The 23,331-nt window shown below is 53.4% G+C and carries 25 protein-coding genes; 23 read left to right on the top strand and 2 right to left on the bottom strand.

What is annotated here, in order from left to right:
* Positions 1 to 431 precede the first annotated feature (431 nt).
* Positions 432 to 1,076 carry a helix-turn-helix domain-containing protein gene (locus ACSZO4_RS14030; protein WP_437889595.1) on the bottom strand — a complete coding sequence of 215 codons (645 nt, stop codon included), beginning with the start codon at positions 1,074 to 1,076 and terminating at the stop codon, positions 432 to 434.
* A 169-nt stretch (positions 1,077 to 1,245) separates the two neighbouring features.
* On the opposite strand from ACSZO4_RS14030, the gene ACSZO4_RS14025 reads away from it, so the two are divergent.
* The 19 genes from ACSZO4_RS14025 to ACSZO4_RS13935 all read left to right on the top strand — a co-directional run bounded on the left by ACSZO4_RS14025 (position 1,246) and on the right by ACSZO4_RS13935 (position 17,063).
* A complete protein-coding gene (locus tag ACSZO4_RS14025) occupies positions 1,246 to 1,470 on the top strand; it encodes a helix-turn-helix domain-containing protein (protein ID WP_437889593.1) in 225 nt (74 codons plus the stop codon).
* Positions 1,471 to 1,475: 5 nt separating this feature from the next.
* Entirely contained in the window at positions 1,476 to 3,458 is a 1,983-nt protein-coding gene (locus ACSZO4_RS14020; protein ID WP_437889591.1) for a transposase domain-containing protein, read from the top strand.
* Positions 3,459 to 3,639: 181 nt separating this feature from the next.
* The gene (locus ACSZO4_RS14015) at positions 3,640 to 3,768 is read left to right on the top strand and encodes a hypothetical protein (RefSeq protein WP_437889590.1); all 129 of its coding nucleotides are present in this window, start codon (positions 3,640 to 3,642) and stop codon (positions 3,766 to 3,768) included.
* 4 nt (positions 3,769 to 3,772) lie between these two features.
* Positions 3,773 to 4,060, top strand: coding sequence for a hypothetical protein (locus tag ACSZO4_RS14010; RefSeq protein WP_437889589.1), 288 nt, complete (start codon positions 3,773 to 3,775; stop codon positions 4,058 to 4,060).
* On the top strand, positions 3,984 to 4,310 hold the full coding sequence (locus ACSZO4_RS14005) for a hypothetical protein (RefSeq protein WP_437889587.1): 327 nt from the start codon (positions 3,984 to 3,986) through the stop codon (positions 4,308 to 4,310). The genes ACSZO4_RS14010 and ACSZO4_RS14005 overlap by 77 nt, the downstream gene beginning before the upstream one ends.
* The gene (locus ACSZO4_RS14000) at positions 4,307 to 4,507 is read left to right on the top strand and encodes a DUF2635 domain-containing protein (protein ID WP_437889586.1); all 201 of its coding nucleotides are present in this window, start codon (positions 4,307 to 4,309) and stop codon (positions 4,505 to 4,507) included. Before ACSZO4_RS14005 ends, ACSZO4_RS14000 begins: the two co-directional genes overlap by 4 nt.
* Position 4,508: 1 nt before the next feature.
* Positions 4,509 to 5,987 carry a phage tail sheath subtilisin-like domain-containing protein gene (locus tag ACSZO4_RS13995; protein ID WP_437889585.1) on the top strand — a complete coding sequence of 493 codons (1,479 nt, stop codon included), beginning with the start codon at positions 4,509 to 4,511 and terminating at the stop codon, positions 5,985 to 5,987.
* A 12-nt stretch (positions 5,988 to 5,999) separates the two neighbouring features.
* Entirely contained in the window at positions 6,000 to 6,353 is a 354-nt protein-coding gene (locus ACSZO4_RS13990; RefSeq protein WP_437889584.1) for a phage tail tube protein, read from the top strand.
* 3 nt (positions 6,354 to 6,356) lie between these two features.
* Complete coding sequence (locus tag ACSZO4_RS13985) at positions 6,357 to 6,740, top strand: phage tail assembly protein (protein WP_437889582.1); 384 nt, start codon at positions 6,357 to 6,359, stop codon at positions 6,738 to 6,740.
* Between the two features lie 98 nt (positions 6,741 to 6,838).
* Positions 6,839 to 8,614 (top strand): phage tail tape measure protein, encoded by a 1,776-nt coding sequence (locus tag ACSZO4_RS13980; RefSeq protein ID WP_437889581.1) that lies wholly within the window; start codon positions 6,839 to 6,841, stop codon positions 8,612 to 8,614.
* Positions 8,614 to 9,879: a DNA circularization protein gene (locus ACSZO4_RS13975; protein WP_437889580.1), complete on the top strand. Its 1,266-nt coding sequence runs from the start codon at positions 8,614 to 8,616 to the stop codon at positions 9,877 to 9,879. Before ACSZO4_RS13980 ends, ACSZO4_RS13975 begins: the two co-directional genes overlap by 1 nt.
* On the top strand, positions 9,879 to 10,952 hold the full coding sequence (locus ACSZO4_RS13970) for a phage baseplate assembly protein (protein ID WP_437889579.1): 1,074 nt from the start codon (positions 9,879 to 9,881) through the stop codon (positions 10,950 to 10,952). The genes ACSZO4_RS13975 and ACSZO4_RS13970 overlap by 1 nt, the downstream gene beginning before the upstream one ends.
* A gap of 2 nt (positions 10,953 to 10,954) precedes the next feature.
* Positions 10,955 to 11,485: a phage baseplate assembly protein V gene (locus ACSZO4_RS13965; protein ID WP_437889578.1), complete on the top strand. Its 531-nt coding sequence runs from the start codon at positions 10,955 to 10,957 to the stop codon at positions 11,483 to 11,485.
* On the top strand, positions 11,482 to 11,934 hold the full coding sequence (locus ACSZO4_RS13960) for a phage GP46 family protein (protein ID WP_181500310.1): 453 nt from the start codon (positions 11,482 to 11,484) through the stop codon (positions 11,932 to 11,934). The genes ACSZO4_RS13965 and ACSZO4_RS13960 overlap by 4 nt, the downstream gene beginning before the upstream one ends.
* Positions 11,924 to 13,000, top strand: a complete 1,077-nt coding sequence (locus ACSZO4_RS13955; RefSeq protein ID WP_437889577.1) for a baseplate J/gp47 family protein — start codon at positions 11,924 to 11,926, stop codon at positions 12,998 to 13,000. Before ACSZO4_RS13960 ends, ACSZO4_RS13955 begins: the two co-directional genes overlap by 11 nt.
* Positions 12,985 to 13,560 carry a YmfQ family protein gene (locus ACSZO4_RS13950; RefSeq protein WP_437889576.1) on the top strand — a complete coding sequence of 192 codons (576 nt, stop codon included), beginning with the start codon at positions 12,985 to 12,987 and terminating at the stop codon, positions 13,558 to 13,560. The genes ACSZO4_RS13955 and ACSZO4_RS13950 overlap by 16 nt, the downstream gene beginning before the upstream one ends.
* Before the next feature lie 11 nt (positions 13,561 to 13,571).
* A complete protein-coding gene (locus tag ACSZO4_RS13945) occupies positions 13,572 to 15,803 on the top strand; it encodes a hypothetical protein (RefSeq protein WP_437889575.1) in 2,232 nt (743 codons plus the stop codon).
* Between the two features lie 268 nt (positions 15,804 to 16,071).
* Positions 16,072 to 16,500, top strand: a complete 429-nt coding sequence (locus ACSZO4_RS13940; RefSeq protein WP_437889574.1) for a DUF3574 domain-containing protein — start codon at positions 16,072 to 16,074, stop codon at positions 16,498 to 16,500.
* 104 nt (positions 16,501 to 16,604) lie between these two features.
* On the top strand, positions 16,605 to 17,063 hold the full coding sequence (locus ACSZO4_RS13935; protein ID WP_437889573.1) for a GNAT family N-acetyltransferase: 459 nt from the start codon (positions 16,605 to 16,607) through the stop codon (positions 17,061 to 17,063).
* 59 nt (positions 17,064 to 17,122) lie between these two features.
* Here ACSZO4_RS13935 and ACSZO4_RS13930 read toward each other — a convergent pair whose 3' ends face one another.
* Positions 17,123 to 18,307: a NupC/NupG family nucleoside CNT transporter gene (locus ACSZO4_RS13930; protein ID WP_437889572.1), complete on the bottom strand. Its 1,185-nt coding sequence runs from the start codon at positions 18,305 to 18,307 to the stop codon at positions 17,123 to 17,125.
* 278 nt (positions 18,308 to 18,585) lie between these two features.
* Here ACSZO4_RS13930 and efeU point away from each other — a divergent pair, with 278 nt between their 5' ends.
* The 4 genes from efeU to phoH all read left to right on the top strand — a co-directional run bounded on the left by efeU (position 18,586) and on the right by phoH (position 23,224).
* Entirely contained in the window at positions 18,586 to 19,419 is an 834-nt protein-coding gene (gene efeU / locus ACSZO4_RS13925) for an iron uptake transporter permease EfeU (protein ID WP_437889571.1), read from the top strand.
* Positions 19,420 to 19,471: 52 nt separating this feature from the next.
* Positions 19,472 to 20,599: an iron uptake system protein EfeO gene (gene efeO / locus ACSZO4_RS13920; RefSeq protein ID WP_437889570.1), complete on the top strand. Its 1,128-nt coding sequence runs from the start codon at positions 19,472 to 19,474 to the stop codon at positions 20,597 to 20,599.
* A gap of 5 nt (positions 20,600 to 20,604) precedes the next feature.
* The gene (gene efeB, locus ACSZO4_RS13915) at positions 20,605 to 21,888 is read left to right on the top strand and encodes an iron uptake transporter deferrochelatase/peroxidase subunit (RefSeq protein ID WP_437889569.1); all 1,284 of its coding nucleotides are present in this window, start codon (positions 20,605 to 20,607) and stop codon (positions 21,886 to 21,888) included.
* Between the two features lie 547 nt (positions 21,889 to 22,435).
* Entirely contained in the window at positions 22,436 to 23,224 is a 789-nt protein-coding gene (gene phoH / locus ACSZO4_RS13910) for a phosphate starvation-inducible protein PhoH (protein WP_437889568.1), read from the top strand.
* The last annotated feature ends 107 nt before the right edge of the window (positions 23,225 to 23,331 follow it).

Genomic DNA, 23,331 nt, shown 5'->3' with positions numbered 1-23,331 from the left:
ACACTGAAGATGCGCAGGATCTGATTGCCGACGGGTGATAAGGCTGGGCTGTGCAATTAAATCGGGTGTAAGGTGACAGTTAAATCATGAACAATGGAAAGTAACCGGGAACAACCGGGAAGTCACGGGAACAGGTGGGAGAAATCTTGGTGCTGCTAGGCTCGCGGAGGATCGGGTTTTAAAATTCGCCGAAAAACTTTTTTAGATCACTCTGAGGCTGAAAAATGATTCTGACAGATAAAATTAAAACATACGGCATGACACTTAAAAGCAATTAAACGGAGATTTAAAACTACGTACTGAACGTTTAATTCTTACTGCTTCGTTAAGCATAAAATTCGTTTGAAGGCCGTTTAAACTGGATTTGACCTTAGACAATATCCATGTCATCTGATTGATAGATAAGATATGTCTGCGTCACTAATCTATGTTTAACCGGCCTTCTTGTCTGTGCTAGCTAGGTCTTGTTGGCCTACGCCGCTATCAGTCTCAGATGTCCCTTTTTTCAGTTGCTCATTCAATCGAATCAGTCGTTCTTTTTCTTCGTGGCTTAAAGACATCCAGCTTGAGTCTGCATCATTGACCTGGTTAAGTGCCTGCAAAATACCCTTGGCACCAATCTTTACGAAAGAACTGACGAGGGCTGAGCGTTCGCTAAGGCTCAAGGATTGGAAAATCGTCTCCCATGTCGTAGCCAGTGCTGCATCGCTGCACACTGGGGTTCCGGTAAGAGCTACTTGCAGCGAGTTGCCATACTCAGGCATACGCTCGGCAATAGTATGACCAATCTTAGAATCGCTTGTACCAAGATTAACTTCACCGAAATCAATCACATCGTTTCTGCCTGAAGCCAACCAACTGATAGGAACACCTTCGAGTTGAGCTATGCGAATAACTACATCAAGACCAGGAGTTGCTCCTTTGGAGAAATAGTTATTCAAAGTAGAGTATGGCAACCCCCAGTCAATAGATGCCTGCCGTAACGACCTGCCTTTAAAGAGCTGCTTCAAACGCTCCTGAATGCTTGCTATTCCTTCCCCCTCAATAGCAAGTTTGTTTCCTTTTACTCCAGTCATTCTTCCTCTCCTTAAGATATTGATTAGCAATTAGTTGTCTCTACATAGAACAAATTCACTATGGAAAGATAATTTGAACTTGATATTTTCTTTTTGTAGATCAATACTTGTCCCGACGGATAACCCACGCGAATTATCCGCGCAGATAACTTTTTAGGGTAATCGAACTATGCAAAGAAATGAAGTGCCTTGTGACTGGCATCGTATCGATATCGTGGCCGCTCTCCACAAGCGTGGACTGACGATGCGCGGCCTGTCGCTTAGCGTGGGGCTCAAACCTGACACATTGAGAAACGCGCTCGCCAGAGCCTATCCAAAGGGGGAGCGCATCATCGCTGATGCTCTCAATGTAGAACCTTCGTCAATTTGGCCGAGCCGTTACAACAAGGATTAGTGATCATGTTCGTGACAGTAAACGAATTAGTTGGCGTTCCGGGGCTGCCTACCACTTTGCAGGGGCTCCGCTACAGCTTAAAAAAATGTGCTGATAACTCCCCTGAACTGGTCAGAAAACGCGCCGGGAGTAAGGCGTTTGAATATCATATTTCGGTGCTGCCTCCCGAGGTCAGGGCTGAATTGTTGTCCTCTAAAGGTATGGTGGAAACCTCTACAGGCGTTATTGATCTCCCTGTTCGCATCAGGGCAAACGCAGAGACCGCCGATAATTTCGAACGTAAACAACTCTGGCAACACTGGGAGATGGCCACCAATGAGCAACGCTTACGCGCTGAACAACGGGCTAAAGCCGTCACGCTCCTGGCTGAGCTGGTGAGTTCCGGTCTTTCCCTGAGACTGGCGATGAGAACAGCCGCTAACAAGCTCCAGATGAGCGAGGGTTCTTTACGTAATTTGTATTACCGGGTTCAGAGCAGAAGCCGCGATTTATGGGCTCCAGTTCTCCTTGATCGCCGTCTTCGTGAAAAATGCAAAACCAGCCGCGAAGCCCCGATAAGCGAGGACGCCTGGCAGTTTTTCCTAGGGGATTACCTGCGCCCGGAAGAACCATGCTTCACCAAATCCTATGAGCTTCTGGTCATTGCAGCGACGGAATATGGCTGGGAAATACCGTCCGAACGCACTCTTCGCCGCCGCGTTGAGCGCGAGATAGATGCGCGTGTACTGGTCGCCACCCGCAAGGGCGATAACGCTCTGGCCCGTATGTTCCCCAGCCAGCAACGCACCGTCGCGCAGCTGCATGCGATGGAATGGATAAATGGCAATGGTTACCAGCACAACGTCTTTGTGCGCTGGTACAACGGCGAAGTGATCCGCCCAAAAACATGGGTCTGGCAGGATGTTCACAGCCGCAAAATCATCGGCTGGCGTACTGATGTGTCCGAAAACAGCGACAGCATTCGCCTGTCACTGATGGATGCGATTGCTACCTTTGGCAAACCAGAACACGTCACCATCGATAACACCCGCGCCGCTGCCAATAAATGGCTGAGCGGCGGTGTCCCGAATCGCTACCGCTTCAAAGTCAAACCTGATGACCCGATGGGGATTTTGCCGATGCTGGGCATTCAGGTGCACTGGACCAGCGTTATCGGTGGTAAAGGCTGGGGGCAGGCAAAGCCGATTGAACGTGCGTTCGGTGTGGGTGGCCTCGGCGACTACATCGACAAACACCCTTCTTTGGCCGGGGCATACACCGGGCCAAACACGCAAAACAAACCTGATAATTACGGTGACCGGGTGGTCGATGTGGAGACCTTTATCACGGCCATCAGCGAAGGGATCGCGATGTACAACGCCCGCGCCAAGCGTGAAACCGAAATGTGCCGGGGCGAGTTTTCTTTTGATCAGGCCTTTGAGCGCAGCTACAGCAACGCGATTGTTACCCGCCTGAGTGATGAGCAAATCCGCCAGCTCATGCTGCCAGCAGAAGCCGTTACCGTGAAAGTCACCGGCGAGTTTTTCCTCGAGTCCGGCGGTACGCTGTACGGGCGCAAAAACAGTTACTGGCATCCATCACTGGCAAATATCCGTCAGCGCAAGATTACCGTGCGTTTCGACCCCCGCAACCTTCACAGCGAGGTTGCCTGCTATGACCTGGACGGGCGTTTCCTCTGCATGGCGGAATGCCGCTCCGCAGTAGCCTTTGGCGATACCGAAAAAGGTCGCGAACACAGCCGTCAGCGCAAACAGATGATGACGCACACCAAACGCGCCGCACGTGCACAACGTCGGATGAGCGCTATTGAGGTCAATGATTTGCTGCCGAAGGTGGCTCCCCCTGAACCGCCGCAGCGCCATGTTGTCGAGCGGGTATTTACTGACGGCAATGCGCTGAAAAAAGCGATGGCGATACAGGAGGAACAGAACGAAAACGAGGTGATTTTCCAGACACTGATGAAGTCAGTAAGTAAAGCGAAGAAATAAAAAAGCGACGTTGGCCCGCCGCTCTTTAAAAGATATTTGAATCAGATTTAACAAACGAAAAATACAGGATTAAAGACTATGACGCAAATTAACCATGAAGCTATCCGCGCTACCGTAAAAGAACTTACCCGGCAAAGACGAACGCCAGCTCCTGAAAGCCATCGCTAAACGTCCTGGTGCGTTGCGTTCGCTCTCTCACATCCTGCCGCTGGCGCATATCTATGCCAGTGGCAAGAACGAAGTAATGAACACCGGTCACATCCACAGCGCCATGATCGAACTCGGCCACGCCGAAATCACTGAGGAATAACGCCATGATTACCGAACGTATCGCAGAACACATCAGCATGGCAGAAGCGGCGCAGGCATGGTTGCGCGCGCGGGGTAGTCGCGTGACTGGCGTTCGGGTTTTCATGCGTCGCCCGTTGCTTGAAATTGCCTGCCCGCCCGCAGAACTGGTTAAAGGAGCAGACCGTATTGTTGAACGTTGTGACACTGGCACCCGCTCTGTATGGATTGCCAGCCTTGAAGGTTGCCGGATTATCTGGCGTTATCCGCTGCGAGATCCTCGTTGGCAAACTGGTGCGCTGTATCGCCGCTAAGGAAGCGGCAAAAGGTATGCGGGCTGAACGTGCTGCTCATTCTGTCAGTGCCGACAACATCTATTCCGGTGGGTTAAATGACCTCGGGCTGACGATGTGGGCGGTGACGTGGGAGCAGGAGTTCCGTCTCGATGAAAGCATTGACCTGTCCACACTGCCTGATTTTCTCCGTCTCGGTGCCACGTTCTCGCATAACGGCGGCGCGTCGGAAATTCAGGACGTCATTAACATCCGGGAGCCAAACCCATGATGAAACAAATTAAACCTGCCCGTGAGGGCATCCAGGTTCGCAAGGCTGACGGCACTTATCTGAATGCTGCCGGTGAAAAATTAGCAATGAGCGCCTGGTGGCATCGCCGTGAAGCCGAAGGCGATGTGATCGTGAGCGATATTCCCGAGGAAACGGCAACCTCAACTGCACCGGCCCGCACGGTAAAGGAGAAATAACATGTCTTTAGGCAATATCCCTGATGATATCCGCGTCCCGCTGGTGTACATCGAGATCGACAATTCTCAGGCACTCGACAGCGCCCCGGCGCAGTCCCGAAAAATCATTGTGATCGGCCAGCAACTGGCGACCGGCACGGCGACCGCGCTCACGCAGTACCGTATCACCAGCAACGGGTCGGCTGAGCTTCTATTCGGCAAAGGCTCCATGCTGGCTGAAATGCTGAAAACCCTGCGAAATGCGAACAGCTACACCGAAGTGTGGGCGACAGGTCTGGCAGAGCTTACCGCAGGCACGGCGGCTAAAGCTGAGCTGGTCGTTCTTGGTACTGCTACCGCAGCGGGTACGCTGGCGCTGCTGGTCAACGGCATTTCAGTTCAGGTTGGTGTGGCCGCTGCGGCTCCCGAGGCCACCATTGCCGCTGATATTGTTGCGGCAATCAATGCGCTGCCCGGTACTCAGGTCGTCGCCGGTATTAAGGCAACCACCACGGCAACGGTTGAGCTGACCACGAACTGGAAAGGCGTCACCGGCAATGATATGGACGTCCGTCTCAACTATTACACGGGTGAGCAGACCCCTGCGGGTGTGGCCGTGACCATTACCGGCTTTGCCGGTGGTACTGGTACGCCGGATATTTCCGCCGTTGTCGCTTCGCTGGGTGATGACTGGTACACCGATATCGTCTTTCCCTACAACGACACCCAGAGTCTGAACACTATCCGCGACGAGCTGGTGACCCGCTGGGGGCCGCTCAAGATGATGGAAGCGCAGCTCTGGACGGCATTCCGTGGAACCCATGCTGCCAGTGGCACGTTCGGTAACACCCGTAATGACTGGCTGATTTCCTGCATCGGGACAAACATTGCGCCTCAGCCATCATGGCAGTGGGCTGCATCCTATGGCGGTGTGGCCGCGTACTATCTGGCGAACGATCCAGCGCGACCGCTCCAGACTCTGGTGATGACTGGCATCCTGCCACCGACTAAAGGTGTGCGCTGGGACATGACTGAGCGCAACCTGCTGCTGCATGACGGTATCGCCACGCATTATGTGGATGCCAGCAGTAACGTCTGTATCGAGCGCGAAATCACCATGTACCGCGTCAACCAGTACGGTGATGCCGATACGTCCTATCTCGATGTGCAGTCACCGGCAACGCTGGGTCGTATCCGCTACATCATCAAAAGCCGTTTCACCACACGCTATCCGCGTCACAAGCTGGCAGGCGATGACGTGCTGGATTTGTTGGAGCCGGGTCAGCCGGTGATGACGCCGAAGATTGCCCGCGCCGAACTGCTGGACATTGCGCTCACCGAGCTGGTGCCAGCGGGTCTGGTTGAAGACTTCGACGATTATAAAGACACCCTGGACGTCACCATCGACAGCAACGATGCCAACCGCCTGAACTTCATCGCTCACCCGAACCTGGTCAATCAGCTGCGCGTTCTGGCGGGTCTTATCCAGTTCAAACTCTAAAGGGGACAAATCATGACGGTATTAGGACAGGCATCCATTCGCGTTAACGGTCGCGAAATTAAAACCGAAGGTAAATCCACGCTCAATCCGGGTGGTAAAACACGTACGGCCCACATGGGTGGCGGCAAAGTCTGGGGAATGTCCGGCAAGATGGCCGGGCCATCCATCGCACTGACCATCGCGGCAGCGGAGGATATGGACGTTATCGAAATCAGTGGCTGGGAAGGTGTCACGGTCATGTTCGAAGGTGATAACGGCCTGAGCTATATGATGACCGGCGCGGCCACCGACAACCCGGCCACACTGGAAGAAGACGGCGGCACCATCAGCGCCACCTTTATTGGCACCAAACTGGTGAAGGTGTAAGGCATGGCACAGACCACAATCCATCTGAAACATGGTTACGTAACAGGCAAAGGAACGTCTGACGAAACACGTCACACTGACGTCACGCTGCGCGAACTCGACTCGCGCGATGTGGTTGAGTCCCAGCTTGCCGCTGAGCGGGTGGTGATTGGTGATAACGGTAAGGCGGTGGCGTACTGCTCTGAGGTGCTGATGGGGCTTGAGCTGTTGCGCCGGCAGATTTTGAAGGTGGGCGAAATACCCGGCCCGCTCTCCATTAAGCAGCTTTACAGCTTTCATCCCGAAGACCTGGAGTTGCTCTCCAGTTCGGCCAGCAGTCTGGACGATATGCTCGCGGAGACGTCAAACCGGGGGCGACGTGATGCCGCTGGCGACGGCAGTCAATAGTCTTATCGTCAACCTCTCGCAGCGCTTCGATGCGCAGTACCTCCAGCAGTTGCCCTTGCGGCAGTTGCTTCGCCTGACAGAGCAACTGAGGAAGCAGCATGGCCGACCGCCTCACCACTGAAATCCTGATTAACCTGGCCGGGAACCTGACGGCCAAAGCCCGCCAGTACGGTGCCAATATGTCAGAGTTCGCGCGTACCAATGAACGAGCTATGAGCATTGTCCGGGCATCGACGGCAGCAGCCGGTCGCGGGCTGGATGCACTCGGCAATCGCTATACGGGGCTGGTTGCGGGGGTTGCAGGTGGTGCAATGCTTCGTAATTACTCGCAGCTTGATCGTCGTCTGACTCGTATGGGGATTACAGCGGGAAAAACTCGCGAAGAAATTGCAGGGATTTTTCAACAAACGCAGGATGTTGCGATCAAGTTTGGTGTTGATACCAGTGACGTTCAGGCTGCTTTTGAAGAAATAAACGCCCGTTCTGGTGATTTAGATCTGGCAATTAAAAACAGTGAAAATATCGGTATGGCGCTGGCGGCGTCCGGTTCCGAGGGGGCAACACTTGGCGGGCTGATAGCAGAATACAAAAAGTTAAAAATTGAGGATCAAAAGCAGACTTTGCTTGCTCTGGATGGCATGAACCGTCTGGGTAAAGAAGGTGCTTTTGAGCTCAAAGATGCAGCTGAAAAACTTCCCGCGTCACTCTCTATGTACTCCGCTGTCGGAGGTAAGGGCGTTAAAGGTGCAATGGATGTAATGGCTGTAGCCGAATCAGCAATGGATGTAACGGCCAATAAAGATAAAGCGGCCACCGCGGTTGAGAACTTTATTCGTGACCTCCAGAATCCGAAGGTTGTGAAAGCTCTTAAGCAAAACGGTATTGATGTCTTTGATAAAAATGGATCTATGCGAGCACTGCCGCAACTATTGCAGGAGGTTTCGTCAAGGTCTGCACGCGGTGGGATTAAAAATCAACGTGGTCGATTAACTGATGCTGGTTTCAACCAGGATTCAATGGATTTAATAGCTGGTGCTACGGGCGAAGCCGGTGCGGCTAAGTTGAAAACCTATATGGGTATCGTGGCCGACGGTCAGAGCATTATTGAAGATGCCGCTTATGCATCGAAAGACTTTACATCTGCAACTCAACGACTCAGTACTGCACTGGAAAAATTCACTAACAGAGAATTAGCTAAGCCCGTTCAGGAGCTGGCTGATGCTTTAAATTCAGTGGATAAAGAGACGGTAAATAACTGGCTTGAAGTCGGTAAGAATATCGCCATCGCGACAGGCGGAATTGTAGCGGCCCGTAAGGTTTTCCAGGTCGGTAAAGGAGCCTGGGATTTATTCGGTGGCGGTAAATCAAAAGGTATCCCCAAAGGTGTCGCTGATGTTTTCGGCTCTGGAGTGATGCCGGTCTACGTCGTTAATATGGGTGTTGGTGGCTTTGGTGGTGGGCCAGATGTTATTCCAACTGGTGCGCCTCAAGGGAGTTGGTTCGCTCGAGTATTACCCTTTCTTAAAACCACCGCCATGGGTGCCACGCTCCCGTTTCTTGATGCCTCTCCTAATCTGACCGATGAGCAAAAAGCGGAGATGGTGCAATGGGCTAAGGACCGCGCTAACGGACCTTCCGTCTGGTCTCAGATTGCTGATTTCTTTACATCGGCAAGTAGTGACCCCCAGGTTGTTGACCCGCGCCCGTGGGTGTCCCCACAACAATTCTCTCAATACCCGCTGGTGCCGCCGCAGCTGCGCGGCGAAATTCGCGTGGTGGTGGAAGGTGATGCCCGCGTGAAAAGCGTCTCATCCAACCAGCCCGGCGTGACAATCTCTGAAGCCGCTGGCAAAGCGGGTGTGGGGCAAAACTGATGGCCGATAACTGGGAGTCCCTGCGCGAGGCATCATTCCGCAACGTACCGTTTTACCTGGTCGATAACGAGGGGGTCAGTGGCCGTCGTGCTATCCCCCGAGCGTATCCCAAAAAAGAGATCGGCTGGACAGAAGATAACGGCGCGATACTCGGTCAGCAGCAGATTAATGCCAAGCTCGTTGGCAAAGATTTTCAGAGCGCATTAGAAGCCCTTTTAAATGCGCTTAACCAACCCGGCCCCGGTGAACTGGTACACCCGTGGTACGGCAGGCAAAAAGTGCAGATTGGCCGTGTCACTCATCGTCTGACGACTGAGGAGGGAGACGTTGCATATGTTGCATTTGAAGTATTCGAAGCGGGCGAGCGGCTTTATCCCGTATCCAGAGAGAACACCAGTCTCACCACATTGTCGGCAGCAGATAAGGTCAAGGCCGCGCTGGAGAACGGCGATTACTTTGCGGCTCTCGATGGCCTCGGGGATATGGTGGACACGTGGCTCGGCGACATGGAATCACTGGTTGCCAACCTTCCAACAATCCCGACAGCCATCAATGACTGGATAGACCGTGCCAGTCGGTTCAAAGACCTTGCCGGTGTCATCATCGCTAAACCCGGTGAGCTGGTTCGGCAGGTACTTAATCTGACCAGTACCGTGAATGACATTGTCAGCGAATCGCCCTGGGCGCTCAGGGTCTATGACCAGCTCCGCAACCAGTGGGCAAATGACCGCGCCGAGAACGCGGCCACACGTACCCGTGATTCAGACATGGTGGTCACCCCCTCATCACCCGAGGCCGGGGTCTTTGGTGTGGCAACCAGCGTACCGGCATCAACCATCGCTATCACCGATGAGATGCAGGCGAATATAGACGACTTCCGGCAACTGGTGACGCTGGCGACACTGGTCGCGCAGGCTGAATCTATCGCCACGACTGAGTTTGAAACCAGTGCCGATGCCCTTGATGCCGGTGATCGTCTTTCTGGCTGGTTGTCCGATGCAGCGGTTAGTGCGGTCGAACGCGGCCAGCGTGAATTGTGGCGCACGCTTCGCGATCTGCGTTTTGCCGTGGTCAACGACGTCCGTGTTCGTGGTGCTCAGTTGCCAGACCTTCGCCAGATTACACCACAGGAAACCTCAACAGTGACGCTTCTCGCCTGGCGTGAAACCGGTGATAGCGAAAACCGTGACGCTATCGTGTTGCGTAACCGGCTGCGTGATCCGTCCTTCATCCTTCCGTCAACCACGATTGAGGTTATTGAATAATGGAAAGTGTCACTTTGACCGTCGCGGGTCAGGCGTGGGAGGGCTGGACAGAAATGTCGTTTACCCGGTCACTGGAAGCCATTGCCGGTGAGTTTGATCTGACGGTGACAACACAATGGTCTGAGGCTGCACCTCGCGTCATCAAAGAGGGTCTTGCCTGTACCATCAGCATCAGCAGCGAGACGATCCTGACAGGTTACATCGACGATTTTATCCCCTCCTATGATGCTGAAAACGTCAGCATTCGTGTGATGGGACGTGACAAAACGGGCGACCTTGTGGACAGCTCTGTCGTTCATAAATCCGGGCAGTGGAAAGGTGTCACGCTGGCGGCGCTGGCCGCAGAGATTGCGCTGCCCTATGGCATCACTGTTGTCAATGAAACCGACACGGGAGACGCGTTCGGCAGCGTGGTGCTTGAACAGGGTGAGACCGGCTTCGAGCTGCTGGAGCGTCTGGCGAAACAGCGTGGTGTTCTGCTGACCTCGGATGCGCAGGGGCGACTGGTTATCACCCGTGCCTCGACGCAGCGGGTCAGTGTGGCGCTGGTTCTGGGTGAGAACATCCTCGCTGCGCGTGGCCGTTTCAGCTGGCGTGAGCGGGCCAGTGAATACATCGTCAAAGGTTCGGCCAGCGCTGGTGGTGCGACATGGGGCAGCGAACCCGTGCAGTCGGTAGGTGGTCGTGCCGCCACTGTTACTGACCCAGACATTAACCGCTATCGCCCTAAGATACTGGTTAACGAAGATAACCTGACCGTCGGCGGCGCATCCATCCGGGGAGACTGGTACAAATCCAGGATGCTCGGGGAGGCCAATACGACCGAAATCACGGTGGCAGGCTGGCGTGAGAGTGGCGACACTGGCGCGTTATGGCAGACCAACCGGCTTGCTGAAATCCGTGATCCGATTCAGAACCTCAATACCACATGGCTCATCAAGAGCGTCACGTTTACCGAAGGTGACGGCGGGCGCATCACCGTTCTGGCACTCGTGCCGCCTGAATCCCTGGACCTCCCGGAGACAAAGGCGAAGACCAAAGGTAAGAAAAAGATGGTGGCAACATGGAATTGAGAATGTTCGAACAGCTTGCCCGTCGAATCCGCCTGATTGTTGATCGCGCCGTGGTGCGTATCGTCACCGACAGCCTGGGTCGCCAGAACTTGCAGGTGCAGACACTGGCAGACGCGACGAACGACGACGTCGAGCGCTTCCAGCAGTACGGATTTACCTCTTTCCCCCCAGCGGGCTCAGAGGCGATTGTTCTCGCGGTCGGCGGCAGGCGTGAAGGTATGGTGGCGATAGCCGTTGAAGATAAGCGCTGTCGACCGACCAGCCTTGATGAGGGTGACGTCTGTCTTTATCATGGCGACGGCCAGTCCCGAATTATTCTCAAGGCGGATGGCGTAATTCAAATAACAGGGAAAACGGTAAATTACACCGCCAGCGAAATATTTGAGATTAATACGGCTCAATTAAAAATCGCTGGCCCTGCTGAATTTTCTGAGGACGTTACTGTTCGTGGTGATATTAACGCGAAAGGTAAATCCTTCATTGAACATATTCATAAGGACGGCGACGGTGAAAACACTACTGAGCCCTTATGACTATCGGACTGAGCTGGAACAATCGCTTATCACAGGGTGATATCACCTTCACACATGACGGCCTGTCGCTTGACGACGGGCTTGTCACTTTAGTCCTTATCTGTCTTTTCACCGATGCCCGCGCGGATGCCGACGACGAACTGCCTGACGGCTCTGATGACCCTCGCGGCTGGCCGGGTGACACATTCAGCGATTTACCCTGGGGCTCAAAGCTCTGGCTGCTTGACCGCCAGAAGCTGACTGAGTCAGTGCGCCAGCGGGTCGAGGATTACGCCACGCTCTCGATGCAGCCGCTGCTGCGCGAGGGTTATGCGCGTACCGCTGCCGTGACGGCCACCATCGCCAGCGGTGAGCGTATTGAGTTTACCGTCGTTCTGACCCGCCCGGACAAATCTACCCTGACGATTGAAATCAGCCAGCGATGGGAGGCGACCGCCAATGCCGTTTAGTACCCCGACATTACGCAAGCTGATTCAGGACGGTGAAGCGGATATTGCGATTGAACTCGATATCCAGAAATTACCGCCCGTTGGCCCGGAAAAGGCGGTCAATATTTCCGTCAGCAGCCAGCTGCGTGATTTATATGACCATCAGAGCTGGATTGCCGACCAGATAATTCCCACCACGAAATCAGATGACCAGACCATTATTGATACGGCAGTCACTGAGGGCGTTATTCGCAAGCAGGCAACGTTTGCCACCGGCGCAGTTACCTTTACCGGCACGGCGACCCTTCCCGCTGATACCGAAATGCAGAGCGCTGACAATATCGTTTTCCGTGTGACAGCGGATGCGCTGTCTGTCGGTGGTCAGGTAACGGCGAACGTCCAGGCCGATGAGGCCGGGGTGGATGGTAATCTGGCCGCAGGGGAAACGCTGACGTTACTGTCGCCAGTCGCGAGTATCGGCAGCACCGGCGCAGTTGCGACCGGAGGCATTACGGGTGGCTCTGATATCGAGCCCATTTCCGAGCTGCTCGACCGCCTGCTGTTCCGCAAGCGCAATCCCCCGGTCGGTGGTGCGCTGCATGATTACGTTATCTGGGCCCGCGAACTGGCGGGCGTGACCCGCGCATGGGCCTATGACTGCTGGCATGGCACCGGCACGGTGGGTCTTGCCTGGCTCTATGATGACCGTGACGACATTATCCCGACCGATGCCGACAAGGTGACGATGGAGAACTATCTCTTCCGTCACGCTGACCCGGCCACGGGTAACTATGTCGGCAAGCCAGGTGGCATTGAATGCTGGCCCGTTATTATCAGCCTGCACCCGGTTGATATGTCCATCAGGCTGACTCCTGACACTACCGCGACTCGTTCAGCGGTGCAGGCCAGCCTGCTGGCGCTCCAGAAACAAATGTCACCGGGCAAGACCCTGCAAATCTCCGCGTTACGCACAGCCATCGGTTCATCTTCCGGGGTGACTGACTACACGCTGTCAGTCAATGCCGATATCACCGTTCCTTCGGATGAACTCGTCACCATTGGAGTGCTCACATGGCTCACAACGTAGACGACTGGCTCCACGCACTCCAGCAGGTTATGCCCCGTGGCAAGGCGTGGCCCCGCGAGTTAAATGCCAATTTAACGAAGTTTTTACGGGCCTTTGCAGCCCGTTTAAGTCGTGTGGAAGGTGATGCAGATTCGTTGCTGGAAGAGATGCGCCCGGAAACGACAACGCAGATGCTGACCGACTGGGAAGATTATTTGGGTTTACCTGAATGCCTGCCGTTGTCGTCCACCATCTCGGCGCGACGTCGTGACGCCGCAGAGAAACACCATCGCAAAGGTGGGCTTGCCCCCTGGCAGATTGAGGCCGTTGCAGAGCAGTTGGGATTCAAAATTGAGGTCAACGTCATCCTTCCTCATCACTGCCTGCGCAGTTGCACCTATCCATTGTGGCCTGCGCGTTATCGCTGGCTGCTGCAAATAGTCGTTCTCGAAGTTGATGGCGGGCGCTTTACCTACATCGATAACGTGCTTGTTCCATTGGTTTCATCGCGGCAACGCAACCTCGAATGCGTTCTGAATCAATACCGCCTGGCCGGTTCAGGTTATGAATATATTTACTAAGGGGAACGTCAATGTTTCATATTGATAACAAGTCCGGTGTGGCAGTTATGCCTCCAGTTAAGGAAAAATTTAGTGTTGCACCGCTGTTTTTTACTGAAGGAGGGAATGGTATCCCCCCATCATGGCCGGGTGCCGACTGGTTTAATATTGTGCAGTCCGAGCTGCTCTCTGTTCTTTCTGCCGCAGGCATCGAACCCGATAAGCTCGATCAAACACAACTGCACGCCGCGCTTAAAAAACTTCTTTTATCGCGTACAAATCCGGGTGCTGACATTGCAAATGACGGTAATGTTTCTGAGTTCCTTGAGAATCTCAATTTGCAAGAACCTGGAGACAGTGGCATATCAGACTTATTTGTTTCTGTTAAAACTATATTTTCAGATTTATATATCCGCTCTCAGCGCGAAAAAAATCAGGAGAATACCTCTGTTGGCGATGCCGGAGCTCTAGGTGATGCAACAACTAACGATACAACCGCATTTTCATTATTCGAATCCCGGGTCAGTAATCAGCTGGTAGACCTTCGGGGTAAGACCTACCTTGTCGATGCTGTTCCAACAGCAAACCGCTATATGAACGGGCGTTTCCTTGTCAGCGCTACGACATACGATACCTGGTATGAGCCGATGCGCATCTGGAATGGCATCATCACAGCCGGTAAAAATGCCCTGAAAAACTTCGGCCCGACCGATGGCTCATCCCAGTCGCTCATTGTGATGGGTGAAGATGCATGCGCCAGTGCTGCTCCCGGTGCATCGGGTGGTGTGGCGCTTGGGGATGGTGTGCATCAGTTTTCGCCCTTTATCCCGTACCAGACGGTGGCGATTGGTAAGGGGGCATTCGCCCGCGTGCAGCCAGATTCCTCATCGTTATCGGGCACGAACGGTAACCGCAATGTGGGGGTGGGCGCCTATGTTGGGCTATTCACAACCATCGGATATCAGAACGTGTTTATGGGGAGAAATACGGGGTCAGGCATTACCACTGGCTATCAGAATGCATGCTACGGAACAGGGGCGCTGTCAGGTTCTGCACCTGTTGGCATTACCGGAGAAGTGGTCAACCTCGTTGATTTTACGGTATACAGAGCCTGTTCCTTTGGTTATAACGCGGGTAAAAATAACTATAACGGTAATAATTCGGTACATTTTGGCGACCGCGCCGCCGTACAGCTGAAATCAGGCTCTCTCAGTGTTTATATTGGTTCACTTTGTGCCTATAACCTGGGCTCTGATACCGATTTGAACGGCAAGTTCTACACCAAAATAACCTCTGAACCCGCCACTTACTCGCAAACAGGTACAACGGTTACAGTCTCCTGTTCCTCAGCCCATACGGCTGTTGTGGGTGGCAAGGTGATGATGTCGTTCTCATCCGGTGCAATCGCAGGCAGAACATCAGACGCCTTTTGGGTTACTCCCGCTTCCATTGTGTCGCCTACGGAATTTACCTTTATCAGCCCAATTTCTGAAAATACCAGTGGTGATTGTACGGTCGGAACCGTGTCAGGTCTGACCGATGGATCTGATAATTCTCACAATACACTTGCAGGGTATGGTGCGTTGAACAGTGCTGTAACAGCGGAGGGGGTCACGGCGCTGGGTTATCAGGTGGCGGCAAACCTTAAGGCTGCATACCGAAGTGTGTTTTTGGGCCGCATGGCAGGCAATGCGGTGTTAGGCGGAGATCCAAATACTGATTTTGGTACAAACTGCGTGGCCATCGGGAACGTTTCCCCATTGTCGGGAAATAATCAGTTCCAGCTCGGTAACTCGGAACAGACCGTCTATTACTACCAGATGCAGCAGCGTTCTGATGGCAGGGATAAATCCGACAAGCGTGAGATGGAAGCCGATCTGGCGGTGGCATTTGTGCGCGGGCTGGTTCCGCAATTTTACAAATACGACTACCGGGATGATTACTACGAAGAATACAAAGTGCAGGTCGGTATTGATGAGGACGCTCAGCCTGTCTTTGAAACGCGTCTGCGCCCCATTGAGAAAGATGGCAGCAAGATGCGTGAGCGTGACCATGCAGGGTTTATTGCTCAGCAGGTCAAGGAGCTGATGGACAGCCTTGGTATTGATTTTGGAATGTATCAGGACCATCTGGTTACTGGTGGTGCCGACGTTAAAACCCTGGATTATCAGCAGGTGATACCGTTTGTGACTAAGGCACTGGATGTTGCCTTCACCCGCATAGAGCAAATTGAATCAAGGTTAACTGAACTTGAAAAGCAGTAACGAAATTGGTCATTAAAATGACATATAAATTTAGATCACACATGATGATCCAAATTTAATTGTCAAATGTTCGCGTTTTATGTGGCGCGCTACATCGGGCAAGGACGGCCCCCTCTCCATTGAGGGAGAGGGTTGGGGTGAGGGGGAATATGCGACTCTGATGGTCATTCCGTTCACCTCATGTTCCTTGCCCGCTCTTCAATTTTCCCTTGAAAAATCAGCGTAGTTAGGCTCTGATCGCTGTTCTAATAACAATGAGGATAGCCTGATGAAAATCAAGACAGGGGTCACCGCACTGGTACTGGTAGCAGCACTCACCGGATGCGTTGCACCATCGCAAAAAAGCAGCGCCCCGCAGCAGACCTGCAAAGCGGATAATCAAATGCAGCAAACCACGCTCTATTTCGGTTTGAGCCGCCCGGCGGGAAAAGACATTACGGGTAGTGAATGGCAGCAGTTTGTGGATAACGACGTGACGCCACGTTTTCGCGATGGCTTAACCGTATTTGATGCCCGTGGACAGTGGCTGGGCAATGACGGCAAAGTGGCCCGGGAAGCGAGCAAAGCGTTAATGCTGATCCACGGCAAAGATGTGGCGAGCGAAACGAATATTGAAACCCTGCGCACGATCTACAAAACGCGTTTTGGCCAGGAATCGGTGATGCGCGTTGACCAGCAGGTGTGCGTTCAGTTCTGATGAAAATGGCGGGTGGTAAAGCCCGCCATTTTAGCAATCATCTTCATCCGCATAACTGCCAGGAGTATATTGCTCCCTCCAAAGGACATGAGGAGCAGCAATAAATGGGCGTGTTAGTGCGGGAAGTGAATGACGGCGATTATGCCGAGTGGCTGGCAATGTGGAACAGTTACACCAGCATTGGCGGTGGTTCGCCGGGTGAAACGGTTACCCGACATACATGGCAGCGGGCGCTTGATGCCTCCTCCCCGATTATTTGCCGGATTGCTGAATATGAAGGCGAGGTCGCAGGCTTTGCGCTTTGCGTGTTGCATGAAGGCACGTATTTCACGACACCTGTTTGTTATCTTGAGGATTTTTTTGTCAAAGAGGCGCTTCGTGGCCAGGGGATTGGCAAAGCCGTTATGCAATACATTCACGATGAAGCCATTGCAAAGCGGTGGGCAAAAGTATACTGGCTGACCCGGTCGGGCAATCCAGCCCGTAAGCTGTACGACAAAGTGGCGGTGACGGATGATTTCGTCAGATACCGCATGAATATTGCAACTTCAGCGGCAAACTAGTTCGCCAGTTTTTTATTCTGGCGTCGCTAACTGGCGGGTTTAACACCCGTCATTATGGGTTACAGTACGACCCCGGCAAACGCCGCAGAGAGCAGGCTTACCAGCGTTGCGCCGTATACCAGGCGCAGGCCAAAGCGGGAAACCACATTGCCTTGTTTCTCGTTCAGCCCTTTAATTGCCCCCGCCACAATGCCAATCGAGGCAAAGTTGGCGAACGACACCAGGAAGACGGAGAGAATCCCCAGTCCGCGCGGCGTCATTTCGGCGGCAACTTTCTGCAATTCAATCATTGCCACAAATTCGTTCGCCACCAGCTTGGTTGCCATAATGCTGCCGGCATTTAACGCATCACTCAGCGGAATACCGATAAGCCAGGCCAGCGGGTAGAAGACGTAGCCCAGGATCTGCTGGAAGCTTATCCCCAACAGCGCGGAGAAGAGGGCATTAAGCGCGCTGATCAGGGCAATAAAGCCAATCAGCATCGCCAGAATAATCATCGCCACCTTGAAACCTGCCAGAATGTACTCCCCGAGCATCTCGAAGAAACTCTGCGACTCGTGCAGTTTTTCCAGCTTCACCTCGGCTTCGGCATCGGCGTGCGTGGGGTTAATAATGGTCAGAATGATAAAGGTGCTGAACATGTTCAGAACCAGCGCAGCGACCACGTATTTGGCATCCAGCATGCTCATATATGCGCCGACGATAGACAGCGAAACCGTCGACATTGCGGTGGCGGCCATGGTGAACAGGCGGCGGGAGGAGAGATCGCCCAGTATGCCTTTATAGGCAATAAAGTTCTCCGACTGACCGAGGATCAACGAGCTTACCGCGTTGAACGACTCCAGCTTACCCATACCGTTCAGTTTTGACAGCAGGGTGCCAATCAGGCGGATAAATACCGGCAGAATGCGCCAGTGCTGCAAAATCCCGATCAGCGCAGAAATAAAGATAATAGGGCAGAGCACGCCAAGGAAAATAAAGGCCAGCCCTTTTTCACCCATTCCGCCAAAGACGAAGTTTGTCCCTTCAGCGGCATATTTCAGCAGCACTTCAAAGAAGCCCGCGACGTGTTTAATCAGCGTCAGGCCGCTCTCTGCATGTAAAAAGAACCAGGCCAGCGCCAGTTCAATCACCACCAGTTGCACAATAAAACGCAGGCGCAACGTGCGGCGGTCGAAACTGACCAGCCACGCCAGGGCGAGGATCACCACCAGTGCTAACAGAAAATGTAAAAAGTTAATCATAGCGAGAATGCTTACAGGTTAATGAGGCGCATATTTAGCCACAGCGCCGAAAGTCAGTAAACAGAAAGTTAAAGTTTTGTAAGCTTAAAATTTTCAATATATCAAACACTTCTGCATATAGCCGGGAATGAATGCCGCCTGGCAAACGGCTTATTTACATCCGGTTATCATTCTGTTCATTTTTCGCTTGAGTTTCTCCGATGCGTAATGATAATCACTATCAAAGAAATTTACTTTTCTTTGCGATAATTGACCTTATATGACGCAGGGGCGTTCGCATGTTTGTTCCATTTCTCATTATGTTACGTGAAGGCCTCGAAGCGGCGCTGATCGTCAGTCTGATTGCCAGTTATCTGAAACGTACCCAGCGTGGACGGATGATTGGCGTGATGTGGATTGGGGTATTTCTTGCCGCAGGGCTGTGCCTGGCGCTGGGGATTATCATCAACGAAACCACCGGGGAGTTTCCGCAAAAAGAGCAGGAACTGTTTGAGGGGATCGTGGCGGTTATCGCGGTGGTTATCCTCACGTGGATGGTGTTCTGGATGCGCAAAGTTTCGCGCAACGTCAAAGTTCAGCTTGAACAGGCGGTGGATAACGCACTGGCCCGCAGCAATCACCATAGCTGGGCGCTGATTATGATGGTCTTCTTCGCCGTTGCCCGTGAAGGTCTGGAGTCGGTGTTTTTCCTGCTTGCGGCGTTCCAGCAGGATGTGGGTATCTGGCCGCCGGTGGGCGCGATGCTTGGTCTGGCAACCGCCGTGGTGCTGGGGTTCCTGCTCTACTGGGGTGGTATCCGGCTCAATCTCGGCGCCTTCTTCAAATGGACCAGCCTGTTTATCTTACTGGTTGCCGCAGGTCTGGCTGCCGGGGCAATACGCGCCTTCCACGAGGCCGGGCTATGGAACCATTACCAGGATGTCGCTTTTGATCTGAGCAATGTCCTGACCACGCACTCCTTAACCGGCACCTTGCTTGAAGGGATCTTCGGTTATCAGGAAGCGCCCAGCGTCAGCGAAGTTTTTGTTTATTTCCTCTATCTCATTCCGGCGCTGGTGCTGTTTTTCCTGCCGCCGCGCTCTGGTGTGCAGTCGTCCAGCGTTTCGCGCTGAGCCACTGGACCGGATTTAGTGTAGTTACAACATACTTATTTAAGGGAAGGCCATGGCTACTCATTTTCGTCGTAGTGCGTTACAGGTTGGTATTGCTGCATTAATGGCTTGTGCTGCGGGTGTGCAGGCGGCGGATATTCCGCAGGTGAAAGTCACGGTTACGGACAAACAATGTGAGCCGATGAACCTGACGGTTAACGCGGGGAAAACTCAGTTCATCATCCTTAACCACAGCCAGAAAGCGCTGGAGTGGGAAATCCTCAAAGGGGTGATGGTGGTGGAAGAGCGGGAAAACATCGCCCCGGGCTTTAGCCAGAAGCTGACGGCGAACCTGCAACCGGGCGAGTATGAGATGACCTGCGGCCTGCTGACGAATCCGAAAGGGAAGCTGGTGGTGAAAGGCGCCGCCACGGCGGATGCGGCAAAAGGCGAAGCGCTGCTGAGCCTGGCCGGGGCGATCACCGAATATAAAACTTATGTCACTGCTGAAACCGCTGCGCTGGTTACCGGCACCAAAGCCTTTACCGATGCGGTGAAAGCGGGCGATATCGACAAAGCCAAATCGCTGTATGCCTCCACGCGCCAGCATTACGAGCGTATTGAGCCTATTGCTGAACTCTTCTCCGATCTTGACGGCAGCATTGATGCCCGCGAAGACGACTACGAACAGAAAGCGGCAGATCCTAAATTCACCGGTTTCCACCGTCTTGAGAAAGCGCTGTTTGGCGATAACTCAGTAAAAGGCATGGACACCTATGCCGACCAGCTTTACGCCGACGTTCAGGATCTGCAAAAACGCATCAGCGAACTGGCTTTCCCACCGTCGAAAGTGGTGGGCGGGGCGGCTGGTCTTATTGAAGAAGTGGCCGCAACCAAAATCAGCGGCGAAGAAGACCGCTACAGCCATACCGATCTGTGGGATTTCCAGGCCAACGTTGATGGCGCACAGAAAATCGTCGATCTGCTGCGTCCGCAGTTGCAGAAAAACAATGCTGAATTGCTGGCTAAAGTGGATGCCAACTTCACGAAAGTGGACAGCATTCTGGCGAAATATCGCACCAAAGAGGGCTTTGAGACTTACGACAAGCTGACCGAAGCAGACCGTAACGCGCTTAAAGGTCCTGTTACTACGCTGGCTGAAGATCTGGCGCAGCTTCGCGGCGTGCTGGGTCTGGACTAAGCACCATGAGTGATAAAGACGATTACGTCGTGCGTGAACCTTCACGGCGTCGTTTGCTTAAAGGTATGAGCGCGCTGGGAGGCGCGCTTGCTCTTGCCGGAGGATGCCCGGTGGCGCATGCGGCGCAACGGCCTGCGGAGCCTGGCCCGCAGTCCTCCGGCGAACGCATGGAAAAACAACCCTTTTACGGTGTGCATCAGGCAGGGATTTTGACGCCGCAACAGGCGTCTATGATGCTGGTCGCTTTTGATGTGCTGGCGGCAGACAAAGCGGATTTAGAGCGTCTTTTTCGCCTGCTCACCGCGCGTATTGCTTTTCTGACGGCAGGGGGACCGGCGCCGGATACCCCCAATCCGCGCCTGCCGCCGATGGATTCCGGTATTCTGGGGCCGTTTATCGCCCCGGATAATCTGACCATCACCGTGTCGCTCGGAGCATCGCTGTTTGATGCGCGCTTTGGCCTTGCAGAACAGAAACCCAAACAGCTGCAAAAAATGGTGCGTTTCCCTAATGACTCACTGGATGCCGCACTGTGTCATGGGGATGTGCTGCTGCAAATCTGCGCCAATACCCAGGATACGGTTATCCATGCTTTGCGCGACCTGATTAAACACACGCCGGATTTACTCAGCGTGCGCTGGAAGCGGGAAGGTTTTATCTCCGATCATGCCGCCCGCAGCAAAGGTAAGGAAACGCCGGTCAATCTGCTGGGCTTTAAAGACGGTACGGCCAACCCCGACAGCGGCGACAAAGCGCTGATGGACAAAGTCGTCTGGGTGACCGGGGAGCAAGACGAACCGGCCTGGACGGCGGGCGGCAGCTACCAGGCGGTACGTATTATCCAGTTCCATGTGGAGTTCTGGGATCGCACGCCGCTCAAGGAGCAGCAGACAATTTTTGGCCGCGATAAGCAGACGGGCGCGCCGTTGGGGCGTCAGAACGAGCATGATATACCCGATTATGCCAGCGATCCCGATGGCGACGTGATAGCGCTCGACAGCCATATTCGCCTGGCAAACCCGCGCACTGCTGAAACCGAATCCAGCCTGATGATGCGCCGGGGTTACAGCTATTCTCTGGGGGTCACCCATTCCGGACAACTCGACATGGGGCTGCTGTTTGTCTGCTATCAGCACAATCTGGAGAAAGGATTTTTGACGGTTCAGCAGCGTCTTAATGGCGAGGCATTAGAGGAATATATTAAACCCATCGGTGGTGGATACTTCTTTGTACTGCCTGGCGTGCAGGATGCAACGCATTATCTCGGTCAATCGCTTCTTGATGCCTGAAACCTGTCCTGCCCCAATGCGGGCAGGATATTCTCTTATCTGTTGCCGCCGTTCACATGTTTTCTGCCATCAAACCATCAATTTTTCGTATGAGAAAGTATCTGTTATTTTTCTGTAATATTCATAGCAGACACTGTTAAGCATCACGGAGACGTTAAATTTCGTTATGTTTAAGTGAAAATTGTGTTGCATATTTGATGCGTTTAGGTGTACTTAAACAATAGCGGTAGTTCCCGGCAGTGAGTGAAAGCCTTCACTATGGAGATCGCGAATGGTCAAGTCCTGTACTGGACGTAACGACAAAGATTCTCGCCACACCCGGCACGGAGAAGCAAACTCCGGCAGCGACCTCCTCACCCCAAAATATTCTTCGACTGTAACACCTCCTCTTTCCTCCGACATGACAGACGATGATGGCTGTCGCGCTGATATGTCGATTTCAAAGGCAAGCCATGGCTTAAAAGGAAGCCAACCCTCAGACGTTTGTGCGCATAATCGCGTCGGCTTCGACGCCTGTGATGTAAACCAACAACTCAAGGTGCTATCCATGGGAAGACAAAAAGCAGTGATCAAAGCTCGTCGTGAAGCAAAACGTGTGCTGAGACGGGATTCACGCAGCCACAAGCAGCGTGAAGAAGAATCGGTCACTTCGCTTGTGCAGATGAGTGGCGTAGAAGCAATCGGAATGGCAAGGGACAGCCGTGACAACTCACCGATCGCTGCGCGTAATGAGGCTCAGGCGCAGTACCTGAAAGCTATCGAGAGTAAGCAGTTGATATTCGCAACAGGTGAAGCAGGTTGCGGTAAAACATGGATCAGCGCGGCGAAAGCGGCGGAAGCCCTGATTCATAAGGACGTGGACAGGATTATTGTGACCCGACCGGTCCTGCAGGCCGATGAAGATCTTGGCTTCTTACCCGGTGATATCTCGGAGAAGTTCGCGCCTTATTTCCGCCCCGTTTACGACATCCTCGTGAAACGGCTGGGCGTGTCCTTTATGCAATACTGCCTGCGACCAGAGATTGGTAAGGTGGAAATCGCGCCGTTCGCCTATATGCGTGGACGTACCTTTGAAAATGCAGTTGTCATTCTCGACGAGGCTCAGAATGTGACTGCTGCGCAAATGAAGATGTTTTTAACTCGCCTCGGGGAGAACGTGACGGTCATCGTCAACGGTGACATTACCCAGTGTGATTTGCCCGCCAGCGTAAAATCCGGCTTGAGCGATGCACTGGCGCGTTTTGAGGATGACGACCTGGTTGGGGTGGTGCGTTTTACCAAAGACGATTGCGTCCGCTCTGCACTCTGCCAGAGAACGCTTAAGGCATACGACTAAGCGGTATGCAGATGATAAGGCCCGGGAAACCGTAATGCCGTTCACTTAAGCGGAGCGGCACTGCGTTTCACCGGATAACGGGTTTTTGATATCTTAACCGCCCTCGG

This window comes from Phytobacter sp. V91, assembly GCF_965644225.1.
GTDB lineage: Bacteria > Pseudomonadota > Gammaproteobacteria > Enterobacterales > Enterobacteriaceae > CBFFRJ01.
This window is presented reverse-complemented; position numbering and strand designations above follow the sequence as displayed.